Below are 17,732 nucleotides of genomic sequence, written 5' to 3'. Positions count from 1 at the left end.
GCAGGCGCGCACCGTCCGGCGGCGGCGCTGTGAGCGCGGCACTGCCCGCGCTGGACGCGGTCGCGGTCGTCGTGGTCCGTGGCGGCGAACTCCCGCCCGGCGCGGACGAGTCCGCCGCGGAGGCCGGGGCTGCGGCGCTGCTGGTGGGGGACGGCACCGAAGGGGCCCGCGCGCGGCTGAGCAGCGCCCGGACCGTGTGGACGGTGGAGGCGCGGCTGCCCGACGCCGGTGTGCTGGCCGAGGTGCTCGCCCCGCTCCTCGCACGGGTGCACACCGTGCTGCTGCCCGCCTCCTCGGACGGCCGGGACCTCGCGCCCCGGCTGGCGGTGGCGCTGGACCGTCCGCTGCTCGCCGGGGCCGTGTCGGTGGCCGGGCAGGGCGCCGAGGTGCTCCGGCACGATGGCCGGCAACTGGTCGAACTGGCGGCCACCGGACCCTTCGTGGCGACGCTGCTGCCCGGAGTGCGCGGTGCGGAACCGGCGGACGGTGACCCGGTGACGTACCGGATCGAGGCCCGGTGGCCGGACGCGCCCGGCGGCACGCACACCCTGGGGACCGTCGCGCCCGAGGCCGGCGACACCCCGCTGCCGGAGGCCTCCCGGGTCCTGGGGGCGGGAGCCGGTCTGGGCGGCGGCACGGCGGTCGCACTGCTGGCCGGCGTGGGCCGGATCCTGGGCGCCTCGGTCGGCGCGACCCGCGCGGTGACCGACCAGGGGCTGCTGCCGCACGACCGGCAGATCGGCACCACCGGAGTGGTCGTCGACCCGGACCTGTACCTGGCCTTCGGCATCTCCGGGGCGGCCCAGCACGTCGGCGGCCTGGGCAGCCCGCGCCACGTGGTCAGCGTGAACACGGACCCGCACTGCCCGATGACCGCGATGGCCGACCTGGGCATCGTGGCCGACGCCCCGGCCGTACTGGCCGAGCTCGCCCGGCGCCTGGAGGCACCCCATGACTGAACGCATGTTCGACGTGGTCGTCGTGGGGGCCGGTCCGGCGGGCTCCGCGGCGGCTCTCACCGCGGCGCGCGCCGGTCTGTCCGTGGCGCTGGTGGAACGCGGCCCGCATCCCGGCTCGAAGAACGTCTACGGCGGCGTCGTCTACGGCCGGGTGCTGGACGAACTCGTACCGCGGTGGTGGGAGCAACTGCCGGCGCAGCGCTGGATCACTCGCCGCTCCACCATGATCATGACCGACCGGCAGGCCGTCACCGTGGACGTGCGCGCCGAGGCCTGGGGCGGGCCTCCGTACAACGGGGCCACCGCCTTCCGCGCCGACCTGGACGGCTGGCTGGCCCGGCTCGCCGAGGAGGCGGGTGCCGTGCTGGTGCCGTCCACGGTCGCCACCGGTCTGCTGCGGGACGTGGACGGAATGGTGCGCGGCGTGCGTACGGACCGCCCGGACGGCGATCTCACCGCGGGCGTCGTCATCGCCTGCGACGGGGTGAACTCCTTCCTGGCCAAGGAAGCGGGACTGTTCACCGACCGGGACACCGCACAGCACAACTCCCTCGGGGTCAAGGAGACCCTGGCGCTGCCGCGCGAGGTGCTCGAGGACCGGTTCGCCCTGCGCGGGCGCGACGGCCTGGACATGGAGATCCTCGGCTGCACCCGAGGCATCCCGGGCGGCGGCTTCCTCTACACCAATCTCGACTCGATCAGCCTCGGTGTCGTCGTCGGCCTGAAGGGCCTGGCGGACTCCGGGGTCCGGCCGGAGGAACTGCTCGCCGATCTCAGGGCCCATCCGTCGATCGCGCCGCTGGTGCGCGGGGCGGAGCTGAAGGAGTACACGGCGCACCTCCTTCCGGAGGGCGGCTACGACACCATGCCCGAACTCGTCGGGGACGGGATCCTGGTCGCGGGAGACGCCGCGGCGATGTGCCTGGCGGCCGGCGTGTGGCTGGAGGGCGTCAACTTCGCCATCGGCGCGGGCATGTACGCGGGCCGGGCGGCCGTCGAGGCGCTGGCCCGCGACGACACCTCCCTGGCGGGACTGGCCGGCTACCGGCGCATGCTGGAGGAGTCCTTCGTCCTCGCCGATCACCGCAAGCTGCGCCGGGTCCCCGGCCTGGTGTTCTCCGACCGGGTGCAGCAGCGCTACCCCGCCCTGCTGTGCGACCTGGCCGAGGAGTTCTTCCGGGTCGACAATCCGCGGCCCAAGCCGGGCCTGGGCCGCCTGCTGCGCCGTACCGCGTCCAGACACGGGGTACGGCTGCGCCATCTTCTGTCCGACGCAGTGACGGGTTGGAGGTCTTTCGGATGAACGCCGAGTACAAGCCCGAGTACAACGCCGAGTACCGCGACATCGACTTCGAGACCCGGATGTCCACGGTGGACTTCCGGCGCTCGGAGCGCGCCCACATCAGCGTGGACACGGCCGTGTGCCGCTCGTGCCCCCACCAGGTGTGCGTGCACGCCTGTCCGGCGAAGCTGTTCGTGCCGACCTCGGACGGCGGCATCCTCTTCAACTACGAGCAGTGCTTCGAGTGCGGGGCCTGCTACCAGGTGTGCGACGCCGAGGGCGCCATCACCTGGACCTACCCCGACGGCGGGCACGGCGTCGTCTTCCAGCAGGGGTGAGCGACGTGCTGGTGGCCGCCGCGATACGGCACGCCGACCCCGGGGCGCCGGTGGACCCGCTCACCGGCGCCGTGCGGGAGGACCGGCGGCCCGGCCGGGCGAGCGACGCGGGTCCGGCCGCGCTGGAGCACGCACTGCGGCTGGCCGACGCGCTGGGCGGGCGGTGCGTGGCGGTCACCGTCGCGGGGCCCGAGGCCGACGGCATGCTGCGCGAGGCCCTCGCCGCGGGCGCGCACGAGGTGCTGCGCGTCGAGGGCCCCGCCCAGGACGGCGCGGCGACCGCGCGCACCGTGCACCGGGCGCTGCTGGAGCGGCACGGCGTGCCGGACGTGGTGGTGTGCGGCGACGAGAGCGCCTCTCACGGCACCGGCGCCACCCCGGCGTTCCTCGCGGCCCGGCTCGGCGCGGCCCAGGCACTGGGACTGCTGGAACTGCGGGCGGCGCAGGGTGCGCTGCACGCCGTACGCCGACTGGACGCGGGACGCAGCGAACGGCTGCGGGTCCCGCTCCCCGCGGTGTGTTCGGTCCTGGCCGGCAGTGTCCGGCCGCGCCGGGCGCCGCTGCCCGCCGTGCTGGCCGCGAGCCGGTCCGCGGTACCGGTCGTGACGGTGGCCCCGCCCACGTCGCCGGAGGCCGTGCGCACCGTCGCCGTACGGCCCTACCGGCCGCGGCCGAAGGTACTCCCCGGACCCTCGGGCGACACCGCGCGCGACCGGATGCTGGCGCTGACCGGCACGTTCGTGCCGCGCACCCCGCCCCGGGTGGTGACCGCCGCCGAACCGGCCCACGCCGTCGACGAACTGCTCGGTTTCCTGCGCTCCCACGGCTACCTGGAGCAGGGCGGGTGAGCGCCCGGGTCGCGGTGGTGACCGGGGCGGCCCGCGGGATCGGGGCGGCGGTGGTGCGGCGGCTGGCGCGGGAGGGCTGGCGGGTCGTCGCCGTCGACGTCTGCGCGGACCTGCCCGGGGTGGGCTACCCCCTGGGCACCCGGGAGGAGTTGGCCGCGCTCGCCGCCGAGTGGCCGGACGCCGTGGTGGACGTCGTGGCCGACGTACGGGACACCGGGGCACTGGCCGGGGCGGTCGCGCTGGCCGAGCGCGAGTTCGGCGGGGTGGACGCGGCGGTGGCCGCCGCTGCGGTGATGGCCGGCGGGCAGCCCCTGTGGGAGAGCGGCGACGACGACTGGGAGGCGCTGTTCGGCATCGGCGTGCGCGGGGTGGCCAATCTGGCCCGGACCACCGTCCCCGCCCTGCTGCGCAGACCGCGACCGCGCTCGGGCAGGTTCGTCGCGCTGGCGTCGGCGGCGGCCCACCGCGGGCTGTGGCATCTGGCCGGGTACAACGCCGCCAAGCACGCCGTGGTCGGACTGGTGCGGGGGCTGGCCAGCGATCTGCGCGGCACCGGCGTCACGGCGACCGCCGTGTCACCGGGCTCGACCCGTACGGCCATGCTGGACGCCAGCGCGGCGCTCTACGACCTGCCGGACGTGGAGGACTTCGCGCGGCACCAGCTCGTGGACCGTCTGCTGCTGCCCGAGGAGGTCGCCGCCGCGGTGTGCTGGCTGTGCCGCGCGGAGTCGTCCGCGGTGACCGGCACGGTCGTGCACGCCGACGGGGGTTTCACCGCGTGACGGTCCGGCAGAGTCCGTCCGCGCGCCGCGCGGACGGGGAGAAGACGGCGAGAAGAGGTGGAACGTGACGGCGCCCTTGCGCATGACCGCCGACCCGGGTCTGCGGCGTCTGAACGGCGGGCGGCTGCTGCTCGGCGGCTCGCCCTACCGGGTGCTGCGGCTGTCCGTGACCGGCGCCCGGCTGGTCGACGCGTGGCTGGCGGGCAAGCCCGTGGCCGCGCTGCCCGCGCACCGGCGGCTCGCGGACCAACTGGTCCGGGCCGGGATCCTGCACCCCGCGTACGAGACGGCCCGGCTCACCGGGCGGGACGTCACGGTGGTGGTGCCGGTGCGCGACCACGCCGGGGCTCTGGCCCGGCTGCTGCCCGCGGTGCGGGACGCCGCCCGGGTGGTGGTCGTCGACGACGGGTCGCTGCCGCCGCTGCCGGACGCCACCGTGCGGCACGCCGCCTCCAGGGGACCGGCGGCGGCCCGCAACACCGGCTGGCGGCTCGCCGACAGCGAGCTCGTCGCGTTCCTGGACGCCGACGTCGTCCCGGACGCGCACTGGCTGGACCCGCTGCTGCGGCACTTCGAGAACCCCGACGTCGTCGCCGTGGCACCGCGCGTGCTCAGCGCCGCGGGAACGTCGCTGCTCGCCCGCTACGAACAGGTGCGCTCCTCGCTCGACCTCGGTGGCGTGGCGGCACCGGTGCGGCCGGGCGGCCGCGTCTCCTACGTACCCTCCGCGGCCCTCGTCGTGCGCGCCTCGGCCCTGCGGGAGAGCGGCGGCTTCGACGAGGGGATGCGCTTCGGCGAGGACGTCGACCTGGTGTGGCGGCTGGCGTCCGCCGGTTTCCAGGTGCGCTACGAGCCGGCCTCCACCGTCGTGCACACCCCGCGCTCCCGGTGGCGGGCGTGGGCCCGCCAGCGGTTCGACTACGGCACGTCGGCGGCGCCGCTCGCCCTGCGCCACGGCCGGGCGGTCGCCCCGCTGAAGGTGTCCGTGTGGAGCGCCGCGGCCTGGGCGGGACCGGCCGCGGGCCGGCCGCTGACCGGGCTGGCGGTGGCAGGCGTGACCGCCGCGCTGCTGCCGCGCAAGCTGAACGGCGTCGGGGTGCCGGCGGCCGAGTCGCTGCGGCTTGCGCTCTACGGCCATCTCGGCGCCGGACGGCTGCTGGCCGACGCGGTCACGCGTTCCTGGTGGCCGGTGGCGGTGCCCGCGCTGGCGGCCACCCCGCGCGGCCGTCTGCTGCTGGCCGCGGCATACGCCTGCCATGTGCGGGAGTGGCACCAGCGCCGCCCGCCCATCGACCCGCTGCGCTGGACGGCGCTGCGCGCACTGGACGACCTGGCCTACGGCTCCGGCGTCTGGTGGGGCGCCCTACAACACCGCACCACCGCCCCCCTCCTACCGGACCTCTCCAACTGGCCCGGCCGCGACGGCATACACACGGAGCCGACACCGGACGCCCCGGACGCCCCGGACACGCCGGACGCCCCGGGCGCCCTGGACACCCCTGACGACCGGGACACGCCTGACGACCCGGACGCCCTGGACACCCCGTATGCCCCGGACACCCCTGACGCGCCCGACACCCCGGACACACCGGACACGCCGGAAGCCCTGGACACCCCAGATGCGCCGGACACGCCGGACGCCCCAAACGCACCTGGCACGCCTGACGCCCCAGACACCTCGAACTCCCCTGACACCCCGGACGCATCGGACGCGCCTGACGACCCGGACACCCAGGACACCCAGGACACCCCGGAAATCCCGGACGCCCCTGACACACCTGACGCACCTCACGCGCCTGACACCCTGGACACCCCAGACACGCCGGACGCCCCAAACGCCCCTGACACGCCTGACGCCCCAGACACCTCGAACTCCCCTGACACCCCGGACGCATCGGACGCGCCTGACACCCCGAACTTCCCAGACGCGCCCAACACCCCAGACGCGCCTGACACGCCCGACACCCCAAACGCACCGGACACCCCTGACGCGCCCGACGCCCGCGACGCCCCGAACTCCCCAGACACCCCGGACGCGCCCCACGCCCCGGATGCGCCGGACGCCCCAGCCACGCCTGACACCCCGGACGCCCCGAACTCCCCAGACGCTCCAGACGCTCCAGACGCGCCCCACGCCCCGGACATCACGCCGGAGGACGACGGGGCGGGGACGACCCGGACGACCGGTACGGCGGAATCCGCCGAAGCGGGCGGCGCGGTCGGTCCCGGTGCCGGACGCGTCGGACGGGGCGCGGACGGGGCGGGCGATCGCCCCGGGGGACGGCCGGAGTGAGGCGGTCGTACCGGCTGGACTCGTTGACCTGGCCGGAAGTCGCGGCCGTCGCCGCGAGCAGCCTGCTCGCGGTGCCCGTCGGCTCGACCGAACAGCACGGCCCGCATCTGCCGCTGACGGTGGACACCGACATCGCCGCCGCGCTGGCCGAGACGCTCGCGCGGGAGCGCGACGACGTGCTGCTGGCTCCGGCGGTGTCCTACGGGTCGAGCGGCGAGCACGCCGGCTTCGCCGGCACGTTGTCCGTCGGCCAGGAGGCCGTCGAGTCGGTCCTGGTCGAACTCGGGCGCTCGGCCGACGCGTTCGCCGGGGTGGTACTCGTCTCCGGTCACGGAGGCAACGCGGCTCCGCTGGCCCGCGCGGTGGCCCGGCTGCGCCGGGAAGGCCGGCGCGTCCTGCCGTGGTCACCGACCGGCTCCCCCACCGATACGCACGCCGGCCGCACGGAGACCTCGGTCATGCTGGCGCTGCGCCCGGAGACCGTACGCACGCACCTCGCGGAACCCGGTGACGTCCGGCCGCTGCCCGAACTCCTGCCGCACCTGCGCGCGTCGGGTGTGCGCGCGGTCAGCGCCAACGGCGTCCTGGGCGACCCCGTCGGCGCCACCGCCGAGGAGGGCCGCCGCATACTGGCCGCCTGGTCCTCGGACCTGCTCACCGCGACAGCGCGCTGGGCCGACGCCACGAAGACCGCGGCCCACTGAGGCTCCTGAGCCACTGCTGTCTGTAAGCACGTGACCGAGCTCGTGCTTAGCTTACAGACACCCGGTGATCTCCAGTTTTCCGACCGCCTCTCGCGAGAAGCTGGCTTGACCAGGCGCTTTGCGTGCCGGACATGTTCGGCACGTGTCCGGTCGAGGCTGCGGTGGCTGGCGTTCGACAGGCCATCGCACCGGCCGCGGACCGGATGCCCTTCGTCACGGGGCATCAGGCTGCAGTGTTGTCGCCGATCTGGAGTTCGTTCACCCATTCCTGGGCGGCCGCGAGGCTGGGAGCGGTGCCGACCACCTCGTACGCGAACCCGGTCCACTCCTCCAGGACGCGCGGCTCGTCGGGCCGGAGGTGGCCGGCGCCGCCGTGCACGGGCCGGTGACGGCGGTAGAGGTCCATCGGAGGGCGGCGCCGTTTGTTGTAGGCGGCGAGTGGGGCGTCGGCGTCCACGCGCGGCACGGCGCGCGACGGCTGGTTCGACGGTCCGGGTCGGCGGTGCTTGCCCATGCGTTCGATGCTCTCAGGCCGCGATCGTGGTCGGCCGGGCGGCGGCCAGTTCTTTTGCCCGGGTCCGTACGTCGTCGATCGCGGCGGTCTCGTACGGGCGGGCCGCGTCCAGCAGCGTGTTGAGCCGGGACACGACGAGGGTGGAGTCGACGCGGGCCGCGTCGTCGAGCGCCTGGTGGGCCGCAGCGGCGCCCTGCTCGACCTCGCCCTCGTCGAAGAGTGCGGCAGCCAGGCCGACGCGGTCCATGACGCGGACCCGGTCGAAGCCGGGCTTCCTGAGCTTGAGGGCGTCCTCGAAGTGGAGGCTCGCGGCCCTGCGGCCACGGCCGAGTCCGGCGAGGTCGCGGGCGGAGACCGCGCGGGCGCCGGCGTGCTCGGCCGCGTCGAAGTACGCGACCCATTCGGGGACGTCGTCGCCGAGACCGTCCGTCAGGAGCTCGTCGGCGGTGCCGAGGTGCCTCTGGGCCGCTCGCTCGTCGCCGAGGGCCGCGTGCACCCGGCCGGTCTGCGAGGAGACCAGCGCCTTCGTCGCGGGCAGTGTGGCCTTCTTGGCGGCGACGCCGAGCAGGCCGAGGGCGTCCTGGGGGCGCCCGAGGTAGATCATCTGGTGGGACATGCGGGTGACGATCTCCACCCCGCGGTCGCGCTGCCCGGCCTCGCCGGCGGCGTACGTGCCGTAACTCCACAGGCGTTGGGCGATGCCGTAGCGGCCGGCGTCATGGCTCACCCAGCCCGCGAGCGCCGCGAGGTCGGCGGTCGCCGCGAACACTCGGGTCTTCAGCTTCGGTGGGACGCCGTCCTGGATACGGCGGGCGACCTCGTCGAGCTGGGCGACGATCGCCGAGCGGTACAGGCCGCCGCCCTTGGAGGCGTCGGCCTTGGTGAAAAAGGCGGTCACCTCTTCGAGGGCGGTGACGGTGTCGGCGTCGAAGCCCTTGTGGTCATGGTTCAGTGCGCGGGCGGTGCCGCCGAGCATCCGTTCGACTGCGAGGATCAGCGGGGCGCCGACGGCGAGCTTGAGGGTGTCGCGGCGGTTCATGAAGTCCATCTGCGTCCATCCGGCCAGGGCCTGGGCGGCTGCTTCGGTCAACAGCGGGAGCTGGATGCTGTCCAGCACCACACCGGTACCCATCAGGCCGAGATCACCGGGAGTGAGCGGCTGGCCGACCGCTTCCGAGAGGACGTCGGCGAGCAGGGCGGGGACCGGCGGGCGGGGCTTCTCGCCGTCGATCCAGCGTCGGATACGAGTGGCGTCGGGGGCGATCTGCCGGTGGCCCCGGGCTTTGCCCGCCACGGCGATCCTGCGGGCGATCTCCCCGTGGGACAGGCCGCTCGCCCCGGTCCACAGCGCCAGACGCGGGTTGCCGGATCTGCTGGACATCGCTTTCTCGCCCTCCCCGCCTGTGTATACGGAGCGTGGCATTTTCGCCACGGTTCGCGACCCTTACGGTACTGGTCAGGGCCATAGGTGGGCATCGATTCTACTCAAGCGGGGCTGATCGGCTTCCGCTTCATCCAGTGGGGAAAGGGTGAGCACATGGCTACACCGACCGCTCAGGCACCGTGGGCGATGGGGCTGGTCACCGACCGACTGCCCGTCGGCCCGCCGTCGTACGCCACGGTGGTGCTGGACGGGGCCACGCAGACCGCCCGCTACACCGACGCCGCCGGCCAGGTCGTGGAGATGGGCAAGCACGGCACGTCGAAGACGACCGGCACGGCGTCGATGTCCGGGGGCGGGGACGGGCAGAACCCGCAGCCGCAGACCCAGGACGACAACACCACCGACTACGAGTCGGACTGACCGATGGCCTCCACCGTCCTGGTCGTCACCGCGCTGGAAGACGTCACCGCGGACTGGGTCATCGCCGCGCTGAACGAGCGTGAGGTGCCCGTCGTCCGCGTCGACCCCGCCGACATCGGCACCGGGCTGACCTTCGGGGCCCGCATCGAGGCGGGGGCGCCCTCGTGGGGCGGGCGACTGCGTACGGCGAGCCGGGAGGTGGAGCTGGGGGAGGTGGCGGCGGTCTACTACCGCCGCCCCACCCCCTACGCCGCCCGGCATCAGCATCTGCCTCCGCAGCAGCGGGAGTTCGCCGCCGCTGAGGCGAGGCACGGACTCGGCGGCATCCTGAACACCCTGCACGGCGCCGTCTACGTCAACCACCCGGCAGCAGTGACCCGCGCAGACTTCAAGCCCGCCCAGTTGCAGAGGTTCACCGAGCTCGGGCTGTCGATCCCGCCGACCCTGGTCACCAACGACGTCGAGGCGGCCCGCGAGTTCGCCGCCGAACACGGCCCCGTCATCTACAAGACGTTCCGTGGCCTGCCCCGGGACGAAGACGGGCACACCGGCGCGATCTGGGCCCAGCGCATTGATCCGGAGACCTTCGACAACTCCCTCGCGGTGACCGCCCACCTGTTCCAGGCCGAGATCCCCAAGACCGGAGACGTGCGGGTCACCGTGGTCGGCCGCCGTGTCTTCGCCCAGCAGATCACCGCCCCGGACGGCGCCCTGGACTGGCGCCGCGGCAACTGGGACGACCTGATCCACGCCCCCATCACCGTGCCTGCCTCCATCAAGGCCGCGCTGCACAGCTACCTGGCCTCGTTCGGCCTGGTCTTCGGCTGCTTCGACTTCGCCCTGACCGGCGACGGAGATGCCCCGGAACACTGGACGGCGATCGAGTGCAACAGCAACGGGCAGTGGGGCTGGCTGCCCGACGCGCCGACCATCACCGAGGCGTTCGCCGACATCCTGAGCAGGAAGGAGGCGGGGCCGAGATGAGCATGCCCGCCGACCTTGAGACCGACTCCGTCCGCCTGCGCGAGGCGATGGCCAAGGGCCTCGCCGCCGACGGCGTCCTCGCCGATCCGGCCTGGCGCCAAGCCGTCGAGGCGGTGCCCAGGCACCGGTTCGTGCCCGGCTTCTACCTGCCCGCCGACGAACGTGACGAGCAGGGCCTGACGGTGTGGGAGCCGGTCACCGCCGAACTCGACTACGGCCGCTGGCTGGCCGCCGCGTACTCCGACACCACGCTGATCACGCAGTTCGACGGTGAGGAACCCGACTGGAAGGCCCCCGTCGTACGCCACGGCGGAGCCCCCACCTCCTCATCCACGCTGCCCTCACTCGTCGTACGCATGTGGGCGGACGCCGAGATCACCGAGGAGCACACAGTGCTGGAGATCGGCACCGGGACCGGCTACTCCACCGCGCTCGCCTGCGAACGCCTCGGCTCCGCCGACGTCACGTCGATCGAGGTCGACAGCCGCCGGCTGGAACAGGCTGCGAGCGCGCTGTACGACTGCGGCTACACCCCGACCCTGGCAGTGGCGGACGGACTGTACGGGTACTGGCCCGAAGCATCGTTCGACCGGATCGTGGCCGCCTGCTCCTTCCGCGCGGTCCCGCCCGCTCTGCTCGCGCAAGTACGGCCGGGCGGGAAGATCCTGCTCACCCTGTCGGGCTGGCTCTACGGATACGCCCGCGTCCTGCTGACGGTGACCGAGGACGGCACCGCCGAAGGCCGACTGCTTGACGGCACCGTGTCGTTCATGTCAGCGCGTACGCACGCGGCTCCGGCGTTCGGCAACCCCGCCCACTGGGCCGCGGGCCTGCCCGACAAGCCCCGGGCCACCCCGCACAGCCCGGAGCGCATCACGGCCGCCACCGAGGAAGCGTTCCACCTGCGCTTCCTCGCCCAAAGCGCGGTGCCCGACGCGCAGATGACGACCGTCGGCGAGGTGGTGCACCTGGTCGACGTCGTCACCGACTCCGCCGCCACCCTCACCCCCGCAGGCGCCGGATGGGCCGTGCGCGAGGGCGGCCCGGTGAAGCTGTGGGAACGGATCGAGCGTGTCCTGGACGCCTACGACGCGGCCGGCCGGCCGGGACCGGAGACGTTCACGCTGCACGTCTACGGCGGCGGGCAGCACCTGCGGCACCCGCGGCTGCCCGGCCTGCCGCTGCCCAGGCCCTGAGGCAGGCCGTACGGCTCCCTCTGGGATGCCCCGCCCCGGCCGGCGCTCGACCTGTCGAAGGGTTTGCGCGGTGATCCAACCGGGGCGGGATGGTGCCCCGCTCCCCTGCAGAGTGGCCACGGGGTGGGGTCGGAGCGCTCTGTGCCCGAGTGGGAACAGGGCTGCGCCTGTCGAATGCGTGACCTTGGGCGAGGGCGTTCGTTGGGTGGGGCAGGCGGGTGTCACGGCTGAGCGGGGGTGTGGGGTGCGTGGTCTGCGGGAGGTTGCGGCGCCGTTCGTCGCGCTGGGCCCGTCGGGGGTGGCGGTGCGTACCCGGCTCAAGCAGCTCACCGCTTGCGATGTGGCGGTGCTGCGGCAGGTGGGCGTGCATCTGGGCACGCTGGCTTCCCGTGACCTGACAGCGCGCTGCCGTGACGGGCTGGGGCATGACGCCGAGGCGTGGGCGGCGCGCAAGCGGGCGCTGACGCCCCTGTCGTCGGCCCGGTGGGCGGGTGCGATCACCAAGGCGTCGCATGATCAGTGGGCCCTGGCCCGCCGTGGTGCCCGCGCGCACATCCAGTCGTTGGAGGCGGGGGTGCGGACCCTGCGCCACCGGCTGTCGCTGCCCGTCGGTGAGAAGGGCTCGAAGGGTGCTCCGGGCGGGTATCGCAGTCGGCGGGAGTGGCACGCCAAGACCCGGCGCCTGCACGTGCTGGAGGACCGGCTGGCGCGGGCACGCGCGGACTGGGCGGCCGGGCGGGTGCGTGTGGTGCGGGGTGGCAAGCGGCTGGCCCGCGCGCGGCATCACCTGTCCGCCGCCGGGCTCACCGAGGCGCGGTGGCGTGAGCGCTGGCAGGCGGCACGGTGGTTTGTGCAGGCGGACGGGGAGTCCGGGAAACGCTTCGGGAACGAGACCATCCGCATCAGCCCCAGCGGTGAAGTGTCCGTCCGGCTACCCGCCCCGCTCACCCACCTGGCCAACGCGCCGCACGGCCGGTATGTCCTCACCGGCCGGATCCGGTTCGCGCACCGGTGGCAGGAATGGGCCGACCGCGTCGCGGCCAACCGGGCCGTCGCCTACCGCATCCACCACGACACGACACGCGGCCGCTGGTATGTGACCGCGTCCTGGCAGAAACCCGCCACCCCCACCCTCCCCCTGACCGCAGCACTGACCGAGGGAGTGATCGGCGTCGATATAAACGCCGACCACCTCGCCGCCTGGCGCCTGGACACCCACGGCAACCCGGTCGGCCACCCGCGCCGCTTCTCCTACGACCTCACCGGGCCCACCGACCACCGCGACGCGCAGATCCGCCACGCCCTGACCCGCCTCCTGCACTGGGCCACCTCCTGCGGCGTGAAGGCCATCGCCGTCGAACACCTCGACTTCACCGCCGAGAAGACCCGCGAGAAACACGGGAGCAGGAAGCGGTTCAGGCATCTGGTCTCCGGCATGCCCACCGGACGGCTCCGCGCCCGCCTGACCTCCGTGGCCGACCAGACCGGGATCACGGTCATCGCCGTGGATCCGGCGTACACCAGCAAGTGGGGTGCCCAGCACTGGCAGAAGCCCCTCACCAGCACCACCCGTAGAACGACCCGGCACGATGCGGCGAGCATCGCGATCGGGCGACGCGCCCAGGGCTTTCCCATCCGGCGTCGGACGGCACCGCCCCGCACCCACCAGAGCGATGGATGCGGGCATCGGACCGCCCAGACCGGACCGGACACCCCCGGGCGTGAGGGACCCCGCCCCCGTATTCCCGGACCACGGACACGATCCGTGCCACCGGACACGGAGCGAACGCGGGCGACCAGGACACCCAACACCGTTCGGGATGTCCGCAGTGAGCAGGAATGGGTCCAAGACCCACTCCTGCTCACTGATTAGGAACGGTTGTCACTCTGCCCTGCCGCGTGTACGGTTGTCTCATACGTAAGTACGTATAGATCAAATGACCACCCGGTGACCCTCGCGAGGGTCACCCCCCGAACGCCGCACCCGTTGTGTTCCCCCGCCAACGAGGCGCGGCCCCGGTCGGGGCTCCCGTCGTCACGGGAGCCCCGACCCGCTCAGCCCACCGTGCGACGGCGTCGAGGCACCGATTCCGCCGAGGCGAAACTCCGCCGCCGCACGACTTCGTGGGCAAAATTTTGGCGTCCCCCTCCAAAAGGGACCCAAGGGTGGGCTATATTCGGTCATACGTTTTAGTCATACGTTCATGCCACACACCCGTATAGCGGGGAGGTCCGACGACATGACACTCGTCGAACGCGATCGGCCCATCGATCACTTGGAACAACTTCTGTCCGAGAGCCGCACCGGCCGGGGACAGGTAGCCCTGATCAGCGGCGGTCTGGCCAGCGGCAAAACCGCACTGCTCGACGCCTTCACCGACCGGGCCACCGCATCGGGGGCCCTCGTCCTCAGTGCCACGGGCTCGCGGGCCGAGCGCACCCTGCAGATGGGGGTACTGGACCAACTGTTCCGCAGTCCGGCCCTCCCACCGCAGGTCGCCCACGACGCGGCGGACCTGGTGACGGTCTCGGCGCAGGGTCCCGACGAGGAAGACCTCGACCCCGTGACGATCCGTCGCTCGCACGTCAGCCGGGTGCACGGCATCTGCTCGGTGCTGCTGGACCTCTCCCGCGAGCACCCGCTGGTCGTCACCATCGACGACCTGCAGTTCGTGGACGGGGCGTCCCTGCAGGTGCTGCTGTATCTGCAGCGGCGGATCCGGACGGCCCGGATCATGATCGTCTTCAGTGAGTGGGACCGCCGGCGCACCTCACTGCCGCGCTCCCACGCGGAACTCACCCGCCGCCCGCACCACGTGATCAAGCTGCCCATGCTGAGCGAGGAAGGCGTCGCGCAGTTGGCGGCCGAGCACCTGGACCCGGCCACGGCCCTGCACCTGGCCCCGCGCCTGCATCAATGGAGCGGCGGCAACCCCCTGCTCCTGCGCGCCCTGTTGCAGGACAGAACGGCCACCGGCCTGTCGGACGCCGCCGAGACGCCCGGCCCGGGCGCGGCCTTCGCCAGAGCCGTCCTGAGCTGCCTGCACCGCTGGGACCCGCTGCTGCCGGAGGTGGCACGGGCCCTGGCCGTTCTGGGCGACTACTCCTCGCCCTCGATGGTGCGTCGGCTGATCGGTGTCGAAATCGGCACCGCGGCGCAGGTCATCGGCGTCCTGCAGGAAGCCGGACTGCTGCGGGACCTCACATTCCGCCACCAGGCGGCCCGTGCGGCGGTACTGGGCAGTCTGGAGCCCGCCGACCGGACCCTGCTGCACCAGCGGGCCGCGGCCATCCTGCGGGAACACGGGGTCGCGGCGTCCGACGTGGCGCACCATCTCATCGCGGCGGACAGCGGCGAGGGCCAGTGGGCCGCGCAGGCCCTGCGCGAGGCCGCCCAGGAGGCACTCGCGATGAACCGGCCCGAGTTCGCGGTGCAGTGCCTGACGCTCGCGCTGGGCGCGTGCTCGGACGAACAGTCCCGCACGGCCGTACGAAGAACGCTGATGCGTATCGAGTGGCGCGCCAATCCGAGCGCCGCCGCCCGGCATCTGCCCCCGCTGCACAACGCCCTGCGCGCCGGAACGCTGTCGGGACGGGACGCGGTCCTTCTGGTCCGCCATCTGCTGTGGCAGGGCAGCCCGGAGGCGGAGACGGTCGCCAAAGAGGTCTTCCGCGACGCGGACGAGCAGTGCGACATCGAGACGATGGCCGAAGTGCGGCTGACGCAGGCGTGGATCCACGGCCTCTCCCCCCTGGCGGGCGACACCGGCCTCGAAGCGCCCGCGGCTCTGGAGAAGAAGCCCGGTAAGGCCAACGGAAACCTGTGGGCACAGGCGGGTGCGACCCTCGCGGCGGCGCTGGCCGCGCAGAACAGCGGCCGGGTCGTCGACAACGCCGAGCACATCCTGCGCAGTTGCCAGCTCGACGACCGGACGCTGGAGGCCATCGCGTGCGTCCTGACAGCTCTCATCTACGCGGGGAGATCCGACCTCGCGGCCGCCTGGTGCGACTCCCTGTCCCAGGATGCCGAGCGCCACGGGGCCGGCACCTGGCAGGCGGTACTCACCGCGCTGCGGGCGGAGATCAATCTGCGGCAGGGCAATGTGGCCCAGGCGGCGGCGCAGGCCCGCGACGCGCTCGACCGGCTGCCCGCGCAGGCCTGGGGCGTGGTCGTCGGACTGCCGCTGTCGACGGCCATCCTGGCGGACACCGCGATGGGACGGCACACGCCGCTGCCCGAGCGGGCCGTGCCGCCCGCCATGTTCGACTCGATCTTCGGGATGCGGTACCTGCACGCCCGCGGTCATCGCCACTTCGCCAACAACCGGGTGCTGGCCGCCATCAACGACTTCCAGCGGTGCGGCGACCAGGCCCAGCAGCAGGGCGCCGATCTGCCCGTCCTGGTCCCGTGGCGCACCGACCTGGCCCAGGCGCACATCCGGATGAACCAGTTGCAGACGGCCCGGGAGCTGGCGGAGGAGGAGCTCGGGCGGCCCGGAGCGGAGAGCCCCGCCGTCCGGGGCCACGCGCTGCGCGTGCTCGCCGCCGCCAGCGACCCCAAACTGCGTTCGGCGCTGCTCAGGAAGGCCGTGGACGCTCTGCAGGATTCGGGTGACCGTGTGGAACTCTCGTATGCGCTCAACGAGTTGAGTCAGGTTCACCACGAACAGGGGCACTACCACCGTGCCCGGGTGGCGGCACGCCAGGCGGCGCGGGAGGTGCGGACCCACCACCCCAAGGAGCTGTTGTCCCAGCCCCTCGTCCGGCCCGACCGCCCCGACCGGCACGACCGGCACGACGACGACTCGGAATCAGCCGTTTCCGCCTCCGAGTCGGTGCTGAGCGACGCCGAGCGCAGAGTGGCGACACTGGCGGCCCTGGGCCACACCAACCGGGAGATCAGCCGTCGGCTCTTCATCACGATCAGCACCGTCGAGCAGCACCTCACCCGTGTTTACCGCAAACTCAACGTCAGTGGCAGAGGCGACCTTCCGGCCGGTCTGACGGTGCATCGCGACCACCCCGCCGTCAGTGCGGGACCGCACAAGTCGCAGGCATGCTGAACACGCCGCCCGCCCACCCGCTCGCACCCCATGTCGCCCCTTTCCCAACCCCCAGGACGAGCCAGTCACGCCAACAGGGATCTGGATACACCCAAAGGGTGAGGCCACCCCCCTCTTCAACACCGGCTCGACCTGCCACTATGGAGGCTGTCGGATACATGAAGCGGCTCAGAGCGTGTGATCCGCGGGGAGGCAGTCGTGGCCATTCTTCCCAACCCGGACGTGACAGCGGTCGTCCTGGAGGACGGGTGCTTGGAATTGCACTCGCAGCACTCGGAATCCCCCATCCGCTGCGCCCCGGTGAATACGGCGATGTGGATCGCCATCCGCCAGCACGACGGCCGACTGGACGCGGCCGCCGACCTGTTGGCGGGCCTGTGGGACGTGGATCCCGGAACCATGCGTTCCGACCTGGACCTGTGGGTGAACGAACTCGGAGACGCGGGGCTGGTGCACGACGCCCCCTAGGGGACACGCGCGGTCCGCCGTGGCGGCGGGGCGTTCCGGTACGGGCCGGGCTCAGACCTCGACTCGGACGAGTTCCGCCGCCCGCAGCTCGTCGATCCACATTTCCAGTTCAGCGCGGATGAGGACACATTCCGCGTCCCAGAGATCGCCCAGCGCATTCGCCGCTTCCACCGGATCTCCGTCGTGCTGGCGCAACGCGATCCACAACGCGGCGGCGGGCGGTGCAAACGTGTATGTCGCACCTCCGGACTTCCGCAGAAGCAGCTCTCCGTTTTCCAGTACGGTCGCCGCGACATCGCTCCCGGGCAGAACTCGCATGCGTCTCCCTCCTTGAAGCAATCCACGCCCGGACACTGGGGGAGCGGAGAACATGAAGGCCGAAAATGCGCTTCGGCAGCGGTGTGTCACACATGCTTACTTTATATGCTGTTTACAGAGACGTAAAGAGAGGTAACCAGCGGTCACCGCGGGGAAATACGGCCGCAGAAGCAAGCAGG

At 72.8% G+C, this 17,732-nt stretch carries 16 protein-coding genes; 13 read left to right on the top strand and 3 right to left on the bottom strand.

Annotation, left to right across the window (positions count from 1 at the left end):
- Positions 1 to 29 precede the first annotated feature (29 nt).
- The 7 genes from KUM40_RS38250 to mftE all read left to right on the top strand — a co-directional run bounded on the left by KUM40_RS38250 (position 30) and on the right by mftE (position 7,206).
- Positions 30 to 959, top strand: coding sequence for a mycofactocin-associated electron transfer flavoprotein alpha subunit (locus KUM40_RS38250; RefSeq protein ID WP_217170941.1), 930 nt, complete (start codon positions 30 to 32; stop codon positions 957 to 959).
- The gene (locus tag KUM40_RS38245; RefSeq protein ID WP_217170940.1) at positions 952 to 2,262 is read left to right on the top strand and encodes an FAD-dependent oxidoreductase; all 1,311 of its coding nucleotides are present in this window, start codon (positions 952 to 954) and stop codon (positions 2,260 to 2,262) included. Before KUM40_RS38250 ends, KUM40_RS38245 begins: the two co-directional genes overlap by 8 nt.
- Positions 2,259 to 2,579, top strand: coding sequence for a ferredoxin family protein (locus KUM40_RS38240; protein WP_254396308.1), 321 nt, complete (start codon positions 2,259 to 2,261; stop codon positions 2,577 to 2,579). The genes KUM40_RS38245 and KUM40_RS38240 overlap by 4 nt, the downstream gene beginning before the upstream one ends.
- Positions 2,576 to 3,427, top strand: coding sequence for a mycofactocin-associated electron transfer flavoprotein beta subunit (locus KUM40_RS38235; protein ID WP_217170939.1), 852 nt, complete (start codon positions 2,576 to 2,578; stop codon positions 3,425 to 3,427). The genes KUM40_RS38240 and KUM40_RS38235 overlap by 4 nt, the downstream gene beginning before the upstream one ends.
- Positions 3,424 to 4,209, top strand: a complete 786-nt coding sequence (locus KUM40_RS38230; RefSeq protein ID WP_217170938.1) for a mycofactocin-coupled SDR family oxidoreductase — start codon at positions 3,424 to 3,426, stop codon at positions 4,207 to 4,209. Before KUM40_RS38235 ends, KUM40_RS38230 begins: the two co-directional genes overlap by 4 nt.
- A gap of 64 nt (positions 4,210 to 4,273) precedes the next feature.
- Positions 4,274 to 6,502, top strand: coding sequence for a mycofactocin biosynthesis glycosyltransferase MftF (gene mftF, locus KUM40_RS42280; protein WP_308401328.1), 2,229 nt, complete (start codon positions 4,274 to 4,276; stop codon positions 6,500 to 6,502).
- Between the two features lie 23 nt (positions 6,503 to 6,525).
- The gene (gene mftE, locus KUM40_RS38220) at positions 6,526 to 7,206 is read left to right on the top strand and encodes a mycofactocin biosynthesis peptidyl-dipeptidase MftE (protein ID WP_254396307.1); all 681 of its coding nucleotides are present in this window, start codon (positions 6,526 to 6,528) and stop codon (positions 7,204 to 7,206) included.
- Between the two features lie 223 nt (positions 7,207 to 7,429).
- On the opposite strand, the gene KUM40_RS38215 is transcribed toward mftE, so the two are convergent.
- Together KUM40_RS38215 and KUM40_RS38210 are read right to left on the bottom strand one after the other, a co-directional pair.
- Positions 7,430 to 7,720, bottom strand: a complete 291-nt coding sequence (locus KUM40_RS38215) for a DUF6087 family protein (protein ID WP_217170936.1) — start codon at positions 7,718 to 7,720, stop codon at positions 7,430 to 7,432.
- 13 nt (positions 7,721 to 7,733) lie between these two features.
- Positions 7,734 to 9,101, bottom strand: a complete 1,368-nt coding sequence (locus KUM40_RS38210; protein ID WP_217170935.1) for a Tat pathway signal protein — start codon at positions 9,099 to 9,101, stop codon at positions 7,734 to 7,736.
- Between the two features lie 156 nt (positions 9,102 to 9,257).
- On the opposite strand from KUM40_RS38210, the gene KUM40_RS38205 reads away from it, so the two are divergent.
- From KUM40_RS38205 to KUM40_RS38180, 6 genes are all read left to right on the top strand, one after another.
- Positions 9,258 to 9,524, top strand: a complete 267-nt coding sequence (locus KUM40_RS38205) for a putative ATP-grasp-modified RiPP (RefSeq protein WP_374227465.1) — start codon at positions 9,258 to 9,260, stop codon at positions 9,522 to 9,524.
- A 3-nt stretch (positions 9,525 to 9,527) separates the two neighbouring features.
- On the top strand, positions 9,528 to 10,508 hold the full coding sequence (tgmB, locus tag KUM40_RS38200; protein WP_217170934.1) for an ATP-grasp ribosomal peptide maturase: 981 nt from the start codon (positions 9,528 to 9,530) through the stop codon (positions 10,506 to 10,508).
- The gene (gene tgmC / locus KUM40_RS38195) at positions 10,505 to 11,704 is read left to right on the top strand and encodes an ATP-grasp peptide maturase system methyltransferase (protein WP_217170933.1); all 1,200 of its coding nucleotides are present in this window, start codon (positions 10,505 to 10,507) and stop codon (positions 11,702 to 11,704) included. Before tgmB ends, tgmC begins: the two co-directional genes overlap by 4 nt.
- A gap of 244 nt (positions 11,705 to 11,948) precedes the next feature.
- Complete coding sequence (locus KUM40_RS38190) at positions 11,949 to 13,577, top strand: transposase (protein WP_217170932.1); 1,629 nt, start codon at positions 11,949 to 11,951, stop codon at positions 13,575 to 13,577.
- A gap of 367 nt (positions 13,578 to 13,944) precedes the next feature.
- The gene (locus KUM40_RS38185; protein WP_217170931.1) at positions 13,945 to 16,767 is read left to right on the top strand and encodes an AAA family ATPase; all 2,823 of its coding nucleotides are present in this window, start codon (positions 13,945 to 13,947) and stop codon (positions 16,765 to 16,767) included.
- Positions 16,768 to 16,965: 198 nt separating this feature from the next.
- Positions 16,966 to 17,235 (top strand): PqqD family protein, encoded by a 270-nt coding sequence (locus KUM40_RS38180; protein WP_217170930.1) that lies wholly within the window; start codon positions 16,966 to 16,968, stop codon positions 17,233 to 17,235.
- 51 nt (positions 17,236 to 17,286) lie between these two features.
- Here KUM40_RS38180 and KUM40_RS38175 read toward each other — a convergent pair whose 3' ends face one another.
- Positions 17,287 to 17,553 carry a PqqD family protein gene (locus KUM40_RS38175; protein ID WP_217170929.1) on the bottom strand — a complete coding sequence of 89 codons (267 nt, stop codon included), beginning with the start codon at positions 17,551 to 17,553 and terminating at the stop codon, positions 17,287 to 17,289.
- Between the last annotated feature and the right edge of the window lie 179 nt (positions 17,554 to 17,732).

It is taken from the genome of Streptomyces sp. AC512_CC834, assembly GCF_019049325.1.
Classification (GTDB): domain Bacteria; phylum Actinomycetota; class Actinomycetes; order Streptomycetales; family Streptomycetaceae; genus Streptomyces.
The sequence above is the reverse complement of the archived record's forward strand: the minus strand, read 5'-3'. Positions and strand labels throughout refer to the sequence as shown.

What these genes read in the sequence shown, in the direction of transcription:
- KUM40_RS38245 (WP_217170940.1), top strand. Translation starts at nt 952, where the DNA reads ATGACTGAACGCATGTTCGACGTGGTCGTCGTGGGGGCCGGTCCGGCG.
- KUM40_RS38240 (WP_254396308.1), top strand. Translation starts at nt 2,259, where the DNA reads ATGAACGCCGAGTACAAGCCCGAGTACAACGCCGAGTACCGCGACATC.
- KUM40_RS38215 (WP_217170936.1), bottom strand. Translation starts at nt 7,720, where the DNA reads ATGGGCAAGCACCGCCGACCCGGACCGTCGAACCAGCCGTCGCGCGCC.
- KUM40_RS38210 (WP_217170935.1), bottom strand. Translation starts at nt 9,101, where the DNA reads ATGTCCAGCAGATCCGGCAACCCGCGTCTGGCGCTGTGGACCGGGGCG.
- KUM40_RS38205 (WP_374227465.1), top strand. Translation starts at nt 9,258, where the DNA reads ATGGCTACACCGACCGCTCAGGCACCGTGGGCGATGGGGCTGGTCACC.
- tgmB (WP_217170934.1), top strand. Translation starts at nt 9,528, where the DNA reads ATGGCCTCCACCGTCCTGGTCGTCACCGCGCTGGAAGACGTCACCGCG.
- tgmC (WP_217170933.1), top strand. Translation starts at nt 10,505, where the DNA reads ATGAGCATGCCCGCCGACCTTGAGACCGACTCCGTCCGCCTGCGCGAG.
- KUM40_RS38185 (WP_217170931.1), top strand. Translation starts at nt 13,945, where the DNA reads ATGACACTCGTCGAACGCGATCGGCCCATCGATCACTTGGAACAACTT.
- KUM40_RS38175 (WP_217170929.1), bottom strand. Translation starts at nt 17,553, where the DNA reads ATGCGAGTTCTGCCCGGGAGCGATGTCGCGGCGACCGTACTGGAAAAC.